At 63.4% G+C, this 11,835-nt stretch carries 24 protein-coding genes and 1 pseudogene; all 25 read left to right on the forward strand.

All coding sequences use genetic code 11. The features are described from left to right. Positions 1-125 precede the first annotated feature (125 nt). On the forward strand, positions 126-620 hold the full coding sequence (locus EF294_RS03155; RefSeq protein WP_123925538.1) for a response regulator: 495 nt from the start codon (positions 126-128) through the stop codon (positions 618-620). Then, positions 617-1,159, forward strand: coding sequence for a dual specificity protein phosphatase family protein (locus tag EF294_RS03160; RefSeq protein ID WP_246007644.1), 543 nt, complete (start codon positions 617-619; stop codon positions 1,157-1,159). The genes EF294_RS03155 and EF294_RS03160 overlap by 4 nt, the downstream gene beginning before the upstream one ends. Further along, on the forward strand, positions 1,156-1,350 hold the full coding sequence (locus EF294_RS03165) for a hypothetical protein (RefSeq protein WP_123925539.1): 195 nt from the start codon (positions 1,156-1,158) through the stop codon (positions 1,348-1,350). The genes EF294_RS03160 and EF294_RS03165 overlap by 4 nt, the downstream gene beginning before the upstream one ends. Beyond that, positions 1,347-1,532 (forward strand): hypothetical protein, encoded by a 186-nt coding sequence (locus tag EF294_RS03170; RefSeq protein ID WP_123925540.1) that lies wholly within the window; start codon positions 1,347-1,349, stop codon positions 1,530-1,532. The genes EF294_RS03165 and EF294_RS03170 overlap by 4 nt, the downstream gene beginning before the upstream one ends. Further along, complete coding sequence (locus EF294_RS03175) at positions 1,529-2,533, forward strand: AAA family ATPase (RefSeq protein WP_123925541.1); 1,005 nt, start codon at positions 1,529-1,531, stop codon at positions 2,531-2,533. The genes EF294_RS03170 and EF294_RS03175 overlap by 4 nt, the downstream gene beginning before the upstream one ends. Beyond that, positions 2,526-2,888 (forward strand): hypothetical protein, encoded by a 363-nt coding sequence (locus EF294_RS03180; RefSeq protein WP_123925543.1) that lies wholly within the window; start codon positions 2,526-2,528, stop codon positions 2,886-2,888. The genes EF294_RS03175 and EF294_RS03180 overlap by 8 nt, the downstream gene beginning before the upstream one ends. Further along, positions 2,885-3,103 (forward strand): WhiB family transcriptional regulator, encoded by a 219-nt coding sequence (locus EF294_RS03185; RefSeq protein ID WP_123925545.1) that lies wholly within the window; start codon positions 2,885-2,887, stop codon positions 3,101-3,103. The genes EF294_RS03180 and EF294_RS03185 overlap by 4 nt, the downstream gene beginning before the upstream one ends. Further along, positions 3,100-3,438: an HNH endonuclease gene (locus tag EF294_RS22640; RefSeq protein ID WP_123925547.1), complete on the forward strand. Its 339-nt coding sequence runs from the start codon at positions 3,100-3,102 to the stop codon at positions 3,436-3,438. Before EF294_RS03185 ends, EF294_RS22640 begins: the two co-directional genes overlap by 4 nt. Beyond that, positions 3,435-3,902, forward strand: coding sequence for a hypothetical protein (locus EF294_RS03195; protein WP_123925550.1), 468 nt, complete (start codon positions 3,435-3,437; stop codon positions 3,900-3,902). The genes EF294_RS22640 and EF294_RS03195 overlap by 4 nt, the downstream gene beginning before the upstream one ends. Beyond that, the gene (locus EF294_RS03200) at positions 3,899-4,414 is read left to right on the forward strand and encodes a hypothetical protein (protein WP_123925552.1); all 516 of its coding nucleotides are present in this window, start codon (positions 3,899-3,901) and stop codon (positions 4,412-4,414) included. Before EF294_RS03195 ends, EF294_RS03200 begins: the two co-directional genes overlap by 4 nt. After that, positions 4,411-4,989, forward strand: a complete 579-nt coding sequence (locus EF294_RS03205) for a phage N-6-adenine-methyltransferase (protein WP_246007645.1) — start codon at positions 4,411-4,413, stop codon at positions 4,987-4,989. The genes EF294_RS03200 and EF294_RS03205 overlap by 4 nt, the downstream gene beginning before the upstream one ends. Positions 4,990-5,281: 292 nt before the next feature. Then, complete coding sequence (locus EF294_RS03210; protein ID WP_123925554.1) at positions 5,282-5,476, forward strand: hypothetical protein; 195 nt, start codon at positions 5,282-5,284, stop codon at positions 5,474-5,476. After that, complete coding sequence (locus EF294_RS03215) at positions 5,473-5,661, forward strand: hypothetical protein (protein WP_123925556.1); 189 nt, start codon at positions 5,473-5,475, stop codon at positions 5,659-5,661. Before EF294_RS03210 ends, EF294_RS03215 begins: the two co-directional genes overlap by 4 nt. Then, on the forward strand, positions 5,658-5,927 hold the full coding sequence (locus tag EF294_RS03220; protein WP_123925558.1) for a hypothetical protein: 270 nt from the start codon (positions 5,658-5,660) through the stop codon (positions 5,925-5,927). Before EF294_RS03215 ends, EF294_RS03220 begins: the two co-directional genes overlap by 4 nt. Further along, entirely contained in the window at positions 5,924-6,160 is a 237-nt protein-coding gene (locus EF294_RS03225) for a hypothetical protein (protein WP_123925560.1), read from the forward strand. Before EF294_RS03220 ends, EF294_RS03225 begins: the two co-directional genes overlap by 4 nt. After that, positions 6,153-6,485 carry a dATP/dGTP pyrophosphohydrolase domain-containing protein gene (locus tag EF294_RS03230; RefSeq protein ID WP_123925562.1) on the forward strand — a complete coding sequence of 111 codons (333 nt, stop codon included), beginning with the start codon at positions 6,153-6,155 and terminating at the stop codon, positions 6,483-6,485. The genes EF294_RS03225 and EF294_RS03230 overlap by 8 nt, the downstream gene beginning before the upstream one ends. Further along, positions 6,482-6,727 carry a hypothetical protein gene (locus EF294_RS03235; protein WP_123925564.1) on the forward strand — a complete coding sequence of 82 codons (246 nt, stop codon included), beginning with the start codon at positions 6,482-6,484 and terminating at the stop codon, positions 6,725-6,727. Before EF294_RS03230 ends, EF294_RS03235 begins: the two co-directional genes overlap by 4 nt. Beyond that, on the forward strand, positions 6,724-6,987 hold the full coding sequence (locus tag EF294_RS03240; RefSeq protein WP_123925566.1) for a hypothetical protein: 264 nt from the start codon (positions 6,724-6,726) through the stop codon (positions 6,985-6,987). Before EF294_RS03235 ends, EF294_RS03240 begins: the two co-directional genes overlap by 4 nt. After that, on the forward strand, positions 6,984-7,523 hold the full coding sequence (locus EF294_RS03245; protein ID WP_123925567.1) for a hypothetical protein: 540 nt from the start codon (positions 6,984-6,986) through the stop codon (positions 7,521-7,523). Before EF294_RS03240 ends, EF294_RS03245 begins: the two co-directional genes overlap by 4 nt. Positions 7,524-7,561: 38 nt before the next feature. Then, positions 7,562-8,020, forward strand: a pseudogene (locus EF294_RS21840) (DNA cytosine methyltransferase); the annotation flags it as partial. Positions 8,021-8,461: 441 nt separating this feature from the next. After that, positions 8,462-9,007, forward strand: coding sequence for a hypothetical protein (locus EF294_RS21845; protein WP_246007675.1), 546 nt, complete (start codon positions 8,462-8,464; stop codon positions 9,005-9,007). Next, positions 9,007-9,678: a DNA-methyltransferase gene (locus EF294_RS22530; RefSeq protein WP_123925571.1), complete on the forward strand. Its 672-nt coding sequence runs from the start codon at positions 9,007-9,009 to the stop codon at positions 9,676-9,678. The genes EF294_RS21845 and EF294_RS22530 overlap by 1 nt, the downstream gene beginning before the upstream one ends. 148 nt (positions 9,679-9,826) lie before the next feature. Continuing rightward, positions 9,827-10,840 (forward strand): DUF5131 family protein, encoded by a 1,014-nt coding sequence (locus tag EF294_RS03260; RefSeq protein WP_123925573.1) that lies wholly within the window; start codon positions 9,827-9,829, stop codon positions 10,838-10,840. A gap of 116 nt (positions 10,841-10,956) precedes the next feature. Continuing rightward, the gene (locus EF294_RS03265; protein WP_123925575.1) at positions 10,957-11,193 is read left to right on the forward strand and encodes a hypothetical protein; all 237 of its coding nucleotides are present in this window, start codon (positions 10,957-10,959) and stop codon (positions 11,191-11,193) included. Beyond that, positions 11,193-11,804 (forward strand): hypothetical protein, encoded by a 612-nt coding sequence (locus EF294_RS03270; RefSeq protein WP_123925577.1) that lies wholly within the window; start codon positions 11,193-11,195, stop codon positions 11,802-11,804. The genes EF294_RS03265 and EF294_RS03270 overlap by 1 nt, the downstream gene beginning before the upstream one ends. The last annotated feature ends 31 nt before the right edge of the window (positions 11,805-11,835 follow it).

Here is an 11,835-nt window from a genome sequence, read left to right on the forward strand (position 1 = left end):
TGCCGACGGCATCCCGCAGTGCGACTACTGCGGCGAGTACGGCCACCCCAACCACAGATGCCCTCACTACAGCTACGCGGATCAACTCGACTACGAGCTCCGCAAACTACAACACAGGAGATCCGTTGAGCACGAAAGACCTTGCCTTCCTGGCACTGCGAAGAAGAGCACTGATCGACGCCGCTGACACCGTGGTCAAGGAGGACCGCAAGGCCCTCGCCGAAGCCATCGCCGTCGGGGAGCGCATCGGCGACCCCGAAGTGGGATACGCCTCCATGACCAACCCTGCCGACGTCGTGGTCGTGGTGGACCAGGAAGAGCTCGACCACTTCCTCACCCTCGAAGGCAAGGCTGTTACCCACACCCGTGTCACCAATGAGGCTGAGGCGATCAAGGTGTTGCGAGAGCACGCGCCACACCTGCTGGCCGACGACACCGGCATTCCCGAGTATGAGCACACCGCAGCGAAGGGGAGAGCGAAGTCCGGCGAGAACATTCCCGGTATCGCAGTGCGGAAGGGCAACTCGTCTCTGCGGCTCACGCCATCCAAGGCGGTCAAGGAGTGGGCGCAGAACGTCGTCACCAACGGTCTCGCAGGGGAGTTGGGGGCTGGAGAATGACCAAGTTCAGCCTCGATATAGAGACCGCGATGGCGGCTCTCCATGGTGATCCGACGCGCATCGACATGGACCTCGACCCCATAGCCGAACGCATCTCCGGAGTCGCGGCCCACGGCAATACGCCATTCGACATGCCCTACATCTCAGAGATCGTCCCCGGGCTGTGGCAGGGAGGGTGCCGAAACGGAATGCGGCTGCCCTCCGACATCAAGCATTTGGTGTCGCTGTATCCGTGGGAGCGGTACACCCATGAACACGACCTGGACAGTGCGATCGCGGTTCGCATGTACGACAGCACCTCTCAAGCATTCGATCAGGTGGACGTGTTGGCTGCCTGGGTGAACGTGTGCCGTGCCTCGGCGCCCACGCTCGTGCATTGCCAGGCGGGGCTCAACCGATCATCCCTCGTTGTGGCCCGCGCTCTCATGCTCGACGGGATGGGCGCATCGGACGCGATTCACCTGATCCGTGAGAAGCGTTCTCCCGCATGCCTGTGCAATGAGTCCTTTGAGGCGTGGCTGACGGGGATCGAGGCGTGAACCCCGGGGACCGCGTCCGCGGAAAGGATGGGCGCACCTACGTGATCCTCAAGGTCACCGAGATGCATTACGGCCTGGTCGATCCCACCCGCCCTCCGATGATCGACGCGAAGAACGGCCAACAGGTCGCCCACATCGCAGTGCGCCACGAAGAGGTCGAGCCGTTGCCAGTGCAGGGAGTGGCGCAATGATCCACTCACTCACCCTCTGGGTACTGCTGTCGATCGTGCTGCCACTGGCGTCGCTGTCGTTCCTCGTTGCAGCGACCAATGCTCCTCAGCGCGCTGGTGGACGCATCACGGTGTTCTCGCTCGTAGCCCTGGTGTGTGCCGTCGGGACCTGCGTCGCAATCGGTATGGCGGTGGCGTCATGACAGCCCTCAAGACCAGACCGCCGACCGGCGCTGTGCCGTGGCCACTCATCCTCGTTGAAGGCCCAGAGAAATCGGGCAAAAGTTGGTGCGCCGCAGAGCTATCCGCATCCGACAAGGTCGGCCGCACCCTGTGGATCGACGTCGCCGAAGGCGCGGCGGATGAGTACGGAGCGATCCCAGGAGCCCGGTATGAGGTTATCGACCACGACGGGACGTGGCTCGACATCCTCGGCCAGGTGAAAGCGGCACGAGACGAGGCCAAGAGGGCACTGGACGCCGGCGAGAAGCCAGTAGTTCTGGTCATCGACTCCATGACCGCCGAGTGGGACATGCTCAAAGAGTGGGTGGACGGGAAAGCCCGAAACCGGAAGTCCAACCGCGCCAAGCTGGAACGCGACCCCGAGGCAGAGATCGTAATCGGCCCCGACCTGTGGAACCTCGCCACCGCTCGACACCGAGACCTGATGCGAATCCTGATGAGATTCCCGGGCATCGTCGTGATGACCGCCCGTGGTGCCGAACAGGTCGCGATGGAGAACGGCCAGCCGACGAAGGATCGGACATGGAAGGTCGACGGCCAGAAGACTCTCGCGTTCGACGCCTCCGCATGGGTGCGCCTCCAGCGAGGGTCTCAGCCGCAGGTGATCGGAGCGAGATCGGTGCACGCCGGAATCCGTCCAGGGGAGGACAAGGCGCGCACCATCCCTGGGTTGACGTTGGAGCGCTTGGTGTTCGACATCCTCAAGTGCGATCCGAAGACGGCTAAGGTCCGTGATTTCGCGTCGGTCCAGGACCGAGTCGCCGACATCCTCGAGGCCATCGCCCAAGCCGAGAACCGGGATGAGCTGACCGCGTTGTGGCGGGAGGCGAAAGACGCCGACGTGCTGGGACTGGGTATGGAGGGCGGTCCCACCATTGACGAGGCTCTGATGTCGCGAGCGTCTGCCATCGAAGCTGCCGCGACGCAGTCCGACTCCGAGGCGGTGCCGAACCATGGCTGATGCCGAGCCCTACACCCCCGTCTCGATCGAGGCCGCGATCAATCACTGCGCCAACAGGATCGCCAACAGTGTCTCGGTGGTCAACGATCGTTACAAGGCGTTCCTCACCGCGGACCGGGACTTCGACCACGCGTTCTCGCAGGCGTTCCTCGATCACGACGGCCCCCAGACCGAGAAGAAGCACGCAGCGGTCGTCGCCACGATCAGCCTGCGTGAGGCCCGCGACGTCGCGGATGCCGCGTACCGCTACGCCGACCGGAAGGCCAAGGCTCTCGAGGATGAGCTGCGTGCACTGCAGTCGGTGAACAAGTCGATGCGATCGGCGTACTCGGCGGCGGGGGTGGGGGAGCGATGAGCTGGCGCGACCACGCGGAGTGCCGGGGAGCCGACAGGGAACTCTTCTACCCCAACCCTGGGGAGAAGGGCAAAGCCGATCAGGCGCGGGCGATCTGCCGATCCTGCAAGGTCCGACAGGAGTGCCTGGAGTGGGCGTACTCGGTCAATGACCAGTACGGGATCCTCGGTGGTTTCACGGCCGGCCAGCGCAACCACCTGAGGCAGGCGTCATGAGCGAGAAGACGACCCGCCGCATCGTGAACCTCCGCTCCGGCGGCGAGGAGTCTGTTGGCCAGTGCGAGCGTTGCGGCCGGTGGGGCACCACGATCCATCACCGCAAGAACAGGTCCCAGGGTGGCGAGTGGTCACCGGTGAACTGCGTGGCGTTGTGCGGTGACGGCGTCCGAGGTTGCCATGGGTGGGCAACAGTGAACCCGAACGCCGCCCACGACGAGGGTTTTCACGTTCGCCCATGGGAAGACCCAGCGAGCGTCCCGGTCAAGTTATTCCTCTATGGCCGTGCCTATTTGGGCGATGACGGCTGTGTTGCTTCGAAGGAGTTGGGATGAAAGACGATCCAGCAGCACTTATCCGGGAGTGCACATCACAGATCAGGGCCGTGGTCGATGACCTCCTGACCGATCTCGCGGAGACGGAGAACGCGCGCCAGAGTGCCCAGGCGAAGGTGTTCGCTCCGCAGCTACCGGAGCCTGACCCCACCAAACCGGCGAATTGGCGGTTCGCGGCCGACGTGATCGCGGCGGCGGATGGGTTTTCGCGATTCCGGGCGGACGACACGTTGGTGGTGGTTCACCTACGTCGCGAAGCCGACCGTCTCGAAGCCGCCCAGCAGCAGGCCGACGCGGATGAGGAGCTGATCGAGAAGGCGGCGCGGGTGCTATACGAGCGCACAGATTGGTCAGGATGTGCAGGGTCGGCCTGGGATGCACTCGACAGCGCGTATCAGAAGCCGTGGATCGACATGGCCCGTGCCCTCCATGCCGCCAACCTCCTACGGGACGGTGAGAAGTGATCCTCCAGTCAGCTATCGAGCAGCACCGCCGTGAGCAGAACCCCGAAGGATATTGGGACGACGACCTGGGCAGCATCGACGACTATGCGCCGTTTGCCATGGCCCGCATTGTCGGCGGCATAGTAGCAAGCGAGCTTGGCGAGCTCGTCTCGTGGAGCAGCTTCGACAACTGCCGTGAGCATGGGCTCACGGTATCGACTCCGGGCGGGTGGACATTCTGCTGGTACGAGCACCGCAACTCGGACGTGGTTCACATTGAGGGTTGCCCTACCAGCGAAGTGCGCGAGTGGGGGCCGTATGGCGGTGATGACAAGTGGGACACCCTGGCCGAATTCTGGCCCGAGACCTATGAAGCCGTGGCGAAGTGTCTCGTCGAGATGATTCGCCACACCATCGAGTCTTCAACTCGGCGTGCTGATTTGAAGGCGATCGGCCTGCGTCACGGGAATGTCGAACTGGAGCGTCGACGACACTGGGCGTCATTTGCGCGGGACGGCGGTGACCACGCATGAGTTCGATGTTCGCAGACGCGTTCGCCGCAATGGGCGACGGGAAGCATCAGCCCTCTCGGAGGAATGGTTGGCTTGGCGGTGAGAGCCAGGATAAGGGCAGTAGGCAGCGCGAGACTCGCTGGCTCACTCCGAGCCCGATTGTCGATGCCCTGGGTGCCTTCGACCTGGATCCATGCGGGGCGCCTGGGCACACTTTGGCCCGTCGCACCTTCCAGATCGACGACGGGCAAGATGGCCTGGAGTTGCCGTGGGTGGGTCGGGTATTCCTGAATCCGCCATACGGCAAGCTCACCCTGCCATTCATGCGAAAGATGGCCGATCACGGGAACGGGACGGCACTCATCTTTGCGCGCACCGAAACGGCAATGTTTTTCGAGACTGTTTGGGACAGGGCGACCGCGATCCTCTTCCTCAAGGGCAGGGTGACGTTTCTTGACGCCCAGGGCGCGCCAGCGAAAGCCAACTCGGGTGCCCCTTCATGCCTGGTCGCATATGGGGCTGCTGATGCCACGGCACTGTATGAGTGCGGGCTAGATGGGATGTTCATTCGCCTGCGGGACGGCGGTGAGAAGTGATGGCTCTCAATCCGAAGATCACCTGGCTTCTTGGGAAGCCCATTAACCCGTGTGGATGCCATGTGTGCGAGAACGAGTGGCTTCGCATCATGGATGAACTCGATCCTGATGGATGGATGAGTCGCCTGTCGCGGGGAATGATTTTGTGCCCCGAGTGTGGTTGCAAGCGCTGTCCACGTGCGACCTATCACGAGCATTCGTGTACGCGCAGCAATGATTCGGGCCAGCAGGGATCGATATACGGCGGATTTGACGCTGGCGAGGGCGAGCCCGTGGACGGCGGTGAGAAGTGATGGGGAACCTTAGCATTCGCAGTGGCTCACCACTGGACATTGAGGTCGACAGTTTCGACGAGGTGGTCATCGACGAGATGTACTGGCTCACCTTAGATGAGGCCGAGGCGCTGGCTGAAGGGATTCTGTGTGCGGTAACGCTTATCCGCGAGCGTCGGCACAGCAAGCCCGTGGACGGCGGTGAATCCCGATGAGCATGATGCACATTGCCTACGAGATTGACCGGCTGGCCGCACAGGCCAAGCGTGGCACCGAGCACGAAGACCATGACGGCTCGACATTCCCTCACGACCATTTCGGCCTGTATTGCGGGTGCGGGGCAGCGCTGGTGGATGCGTCCATGTTGCCGAGCGAGGAAGAGGACGGTGAATCCCGATGACCTGGCATCCCATCACCTGCGCCGAGCGTGAAGCACTCATCGACCAGGTGGGCCGTTCCTACAACGGGCCAGCAGCGCCGTACGTCCCAATCAGTGGCCGGAGTGATCTCGGCGGCGAATACGGCGATCCCTGCATCCTCACCATCTGGGGACATAGGGAGACGAAAGCGCCTCTGCTCAAGGACATTCGATACCCGGCACCCGATTTCGATGGGCATGATTCGCGCCCGTGTGAACACTACCGATGGGAGGAGGAATCCCGTTGAGCGACAGTGAAGCCCTAGCGGTCGAACAGTTCCCGGTCGAATACCGGGAGACCATGATCATCGCCTACCCGGTCATCGCGCAAATGAGCCGCAATGAGTTCTACTTCGCGAGCAGCCGTGCTCGTGACGAGGCGTTCGCTCGTGTGCTCGCCGCGAAGAACCTACGCCGCACACACGAGATGTTCCTGGAAGACCTGATGAAAGACGTGGAGAGGCGGACAAGGGATGAGTGACAACGTGATTGATACCGAACATCTCGAACGTCAGCGAGAGTTCTCGCTCCGCACATTCGGGCCGGGTCAGCGGCTAGCGGGGGTTCTCGACCACATTCGTAAGGAACTCAAGGAGATTGAGGACAGCCCGGACGACATCACCGAATGGGCCGACCTGATCATTCTGGCGTTCGACGGCGCTATGCGATCTGGCCACGAACCCCAAGACATCATCGACGCGATCAAAACCAAGCAGACGAAGAACGAGCAGCGGGAGTGGCCAGACTGGCGGACTCAAGACCCGAACAAGGCCATCGAGCACGTGCGAGAGGCGGACAGGGGATGAGCGACCCAGCCGTGGAGGCGGCATGGAGGGCATTCGGTGCGCTGTGGCCAGACCAAGGCCACTTCGAGTTTGACTTTGATTCGAAAGACTATGCGCTGCTCACCGCCCGCGAGATGGCCGCACCGATCCGGGAGCTGCACAAGCCACGTGGCAGCGGCAGGTTTCAAGAATGCATTGAATGCCACACGCCGTGGCCCTGTGCCACAGCGCGTCTCGTCTACACCGAGGAGGAACTGTCGTGAGTGACGCAGAAGATCGGGCACAGGAATTGCTGTCCTACTACGACTCGTGCCGCGGACGCGGCACGACCATCGCACTCACGGCGGACACCACTGACACCATCCGCGACCTCATAGCCGACCTCACCAAGGCCCGCAACGTGATCGAGCAGGTGCGGGAGGTAGTCGCCGAGATGTTGGAACAGCTCGTTTCTGGGCCGGAGCGTCGCGATGTCGAGCGAATCGCGAGCATCCTCGCCGACGCTGAGGGGAGTGGACAGTGAGCGAACTACGCGACCTTGACGACATCCTCGACGATCGACGTCACCTCGCCTACGTCAGCGACGGCACCAGTGGCAGTGAGAAGGTCGGGCGACTGCTCAATGACGTTGCGCCACTAGTGGATGAGGTTAGGCGTCTCCATAACGTGATCGAGCGGGTGCGGGAATACCTGGAGAACGACTGTGGACCATTCATCGCCGCAGATGGGTTCCAATCGTTTCGAGGGGCCGACCGTTCTCGCCTACTGGCCATCCTCGCCGACGCTGAGGGGAGTGGACAGCGCGCCAACGGGTTTGCGGTGGTGGAGCTGCCGAAGCCGACGGACACATATAACCACCTGACCGAAACATCAATGATGGGCTGGGAGATCCCATCGTGGGAACACTTCGTCGAAACCATCGGCAACGAAGTGCAACTGTCGTACAACGGAGAGCCCGAGGAACCGTTCAGCTCCGAGGTTGCCCGAGCGTTCGCCGCTGCCCTCTTGGCCGCTGCCGACGCTGCTGATCGTGCCGGGGACGACGGGGAGGGGCGATGAGAACCGGCTCCCTCTTCTCCGGCTATGCCGGTCTCGACATGGCCGTCAACGCGCACTTCGGCAGCGAGACAGCCTGGTTCGTCGAGAAGGACGCCGCGCCCGCCCGCATCCTCGCCCACCACTGGCCCGACGTACCCAACCACGGCGACATCACCGCGATCGACTGGGCGGCGGTCGAGCCCGTCGACATCCTCACGGGCGGCTTCCCCTGCCAGGACGTGAGCGCCGCCGGCAGACGGGCCGGTATTCGCGAGGGCACCCGGTCTGGTCTATGGTCCTACTTCGCCACAGCCATCAATCAGCTCAAGCCCCGAATGGTGGTGATCGAGAATGTCCGAGGACTCCTATCAACCGCAGCCCATCGCCCAGTGGAATCCGTTGCGGATGCTATGGGAGACGGAGCAGGGAGACCTGTTCTCCGAGCACTTGGAGCCGTACTCGGCGACCTTTGCGACATCGGGTATGACGCGCAATGGACGACTGTTGCCGCTGCCGACGTCGGCGCCTGCCACCGACGAGAACGGGTCTTCATTGTCGCCACTCCTCGCGACGCCCCGCGCGTCTCGGGGCGCGAGTTCGAAGGCACTTCTGCCGACGCCGAGCGTGGCGGATGGGATGGGCGGGCATCTGACGAGATCGGGGAGCCGGTCGGACGAGTTGCTATTACCGGGAGTAGGGAAGCTCCTGCCGACGCCGGTGACCGAACCCGAGACAGGGAACGGGAACGCACGGAACCTCGGCAAGGAGGTGAGGTTGCTACCGACGCCGAGCGCATCGAACCCGAACGACGGCGAGGATCTGGCCTCGTGGGAGGCGCGCCGGGATCGTCTGAAGGCGCAGGGCTGCAACGGGAATGGGATGGGGACGCCGCTCGGCGTCGCGGTGCGGAAGCTGTAGCACTGCCCCCGACTCCGCGGGCTATGGATGGCCACGGGTCGATGGTTGCCCCGGCCGCGCGTCAGCACGTCGCCGACGGCGCCGGGTCGCTCCCCGAGGTGCTGGGCGTGCATCTACTCCCGACACCCAAGCAGACCGACCACAAGCACAACGACACCGCCGGCGAACGGGATCGGCGGAGCCCGTCCCTGGGTGCAGTGAACGCACTCCTTCCCACCCCGAATGCCAGCGACAGCACGGGCGGTGGTCAGCACCCCGACAAGCGTGAAGGGCACTCGCGTCAACTGATCGACTACGCGTTGACGGTGGCGACCGACTGGGGCGACTACGAGCCCGCGATCCGCCGCGCCGAGAAGGCTTCCGGACGTCCCGCGCCAGCGCCAACCGAGTTGAGCCGCAACGGCAACCCTCGACTGTCGTCCCGGTTCGCCGAGTGGATGATGATGCTGCCTGAGGGGCATGTCACCGGAGTCGGGTTGTCGCGTAACGAGGAGTTGAAAGCCATTGGTAACGGAGTTGTTCCTGCGCAAGCCTTTGCGGCGCTGGGGATTCTGACGCCGATCGCCGAGAGCCTGGGGGTGGCCTGATGGGCCCCTACTACTCCGATGATCTCGTGACGCTGTATCACGGGGATTGTCTCGCGATCACCGAGTGGCTGAAAGCTGATGTCCTGGTGACCGATCCGCCGTACGGCACACAGTTCTCGGGAGCCAATCCGAAGGGCGGCTACGGGCGGCGACAGAATGCCGGGTTGGGGCCCGAGGGATTCACTATCGCCAACGACGGCACAACAGAGACCCGTGATGCTGCCCTCACAGCATGGGGTGATAGACCGGCAATGGTCTTCGGAAGCCCTCGGCTACCTGATCCACCGGGAGACTGGATTGACAGGCTCGTATGGGACAAGAAGCGACCCGGTATGAACGGTGGCCCTTGGCGCTATCGCCATGAATCCATCTACGTCACAGCGGGATTCGAACGACGAAACAACGAGAGTGTGTCGATACTCGCCGCTTGGCCCGACCAGAAGGACCATATTCACGCGAAACCGCTGGGCCTTATGAGCGCTCTCGTTGACTGCGTCCCAAGGGGCGCGGTGATCGCCGACCCATTCGCCGGTTCGGGGTCGACGCTCGTCGCAGCAGTCAATCAGGGCCGCAGGGCAATCGGTGTCGAGTTGGAAGAGAAGTACTGCGAGATCATCGCGCGGCGGCTGAGCAACCAGACGATGGCCTTTGACTTCGAGGCAGGTGCGTGATGGGTCCGTACACATGCCGCTGGTGCGGCCTCGTCTTCGTCGGCCGAGGCACCACCCCGGCTGAGACCGCCGTGCAGCGCTGGTCCGATCACACGTGGGAGCACTACACGGAATGGCGAGAAGGCTTAGACGCGAAGGCAGGTGCGTGATGGCCGACCACACCGACATCGAGTGGACGGACCGGACGTGGAATCCGGTAACGGGTTGCGCCAAGGTATCTCCCGGCTGTGATCACTGCTACGCCGAGGGCATCGCTGAGCGGTTCCGCGGCGGGCCGGCGTTCCCGAACGGCTTCGATGTCCAGCTTCGCCCGCATAAGCTGACCGAGCCGTTGCGGTGGCGGAAACCGTCAAAAGTGTTCGCGAACAGCATGTCTGACCTGTTTCACGATTCGGTTCCCGACGAGTACATCGCGCAGGTGTTCGCCGTCATGGTCATCGCCGAGCATCACACGTTCCAAGTCCTGACGAAGCGGCATGGTCGGATGCGATCACTACTTAGCCGCAATGACTTCTGGCGCAGTGTCTACTTGGCGGCTATCGACCTGGGCGCCGACGATCCTGCTGACGTCTCGACAATCGCACCGCCGAGCAACGTGTGGCTCGGCGTCTCCACCGAGAACCAGCAGTGGGCCGACATCCGGATTCCCGCGCTGCTCGACACCCCGGCGGCGGTGCGGTTCGTCAGCGCTGAGCCGTTGCTTGGGCCGATCGAGCTGGAGTTCGTGCACTACTTCGACACCGACTGCAACGGCTGCTCGGGGATCATCTCTCCCGCACACGAACCAGCCTGTGGCAATGAACCTGGCCGCCACTGGGGTATCGACTGGGTGATCGTCGGCGGCGAGTCTGGCCCGAAAGCCCGCCCGATGCACCCGGATTGGGCGCGATCACTGCGAGACCAGTGCGCGGAGGCCGGGGTGCCGTTTCACTTCAAGCAGTGGGGTGAGTGGGTTCCCGAGTCGGCGAACCTCCACGCCGCCAAAGCCGCTGCCGCATTCCTCGACCTCGACGGCACAGTGCGGCCACTCGTCAACGGATACCCAACCACCCCGCCAATGAGTCGCGGAGAAGCCATCACGATCCGCCGCGTCGGTAAGAAACGCGCTGGCCGGGTGCTCGACGGGCGGACGTGGGACCAGTTCCCGGGCGGTGAGGCGTGATGGGCTACCTACTCGGTCTTCTCACACTCCCCGCGATCGCGCTCGTTTGTGTGGCTCTGTGGGGCGCGTATCGGTGGCTGTGGCGTTGGTGGACAAGCCCAGTCGACCTTGACGAAGTGACCCGGGATCGCAGAGCGCACGTCACGGCGATCGTCGCATCCGAGCTGTGTGCCGCACGCCGCATGTGGCACATCAAGATCCCGGGCGGCGTCATGCTCGCGATCCGGTCCGGCGGTGTTGGTCACGACAAGGGCTACGGGTGGGTGCTACTCGACCGTCGGATGCAGGCATTCGAGAACGGAATCCGCGGCGCATTCGACGACCTCGACGAGCAGCCGGGCGGTGAGGCGTGATGGCCACCGACCTGAAATTCATGATGCGGGTACACAATCTGATCCAGGACATCCACCTCGACGACGACCTCGACGCCAACGCAAAACTGTTTTGCCTACTGGTCCTCGCGGACATCGCCCGCCGTCGCACACTCAGCCCGTCTGCACGACTGGCCGAGACGGTCGGGTGGATAAACCGCATCGATGAGCGTGCCGGGCAGCCCTACTTCAGTCGCATGGTGATCCGTCGGGACGTCCCACGCTATGAGCGCGAACAGGACACCGGAGTGTGTGTTGGCGAGATGATCCGGCGTGACGGCCCATGCGGCAAGAAGGTGTACAAGACCATCGTCGACGTCGACCCCGCGACTGGGCGAGAAGTGCTCATTGGGTACTGCACCCGCCACTGGAGCCTTGACCACGAGCAGCGAGCCAGGGAACAGCGCAGGCAATGGTACGAGAACGGCCGCCCTCGACCACCAGTCAACGCGGGAGGGGTTCTCCGGCGCCACCTCTCGACCGACTGGGATTACCTCTACGACTGGGCGGACCCGCACCGTGATCACGCCGAGGACGGCAAAGAACCCATACCGCCACGGCCAACACTGAGCCTCATTCAGGGCGGTGTCTGATGCCCCGCAACCCTGATGGTCTACCCGCTGC

Source organism: Gordonia oryzae (genome assembly GCF_003797185.1).
Classification (GTDB): domain Bacteria; phylum Actinomycetota; class Actinomycetes; order Mycobacteriales; family Mycobacteriaceae; genus Gordonia; species Gordonia oryzae.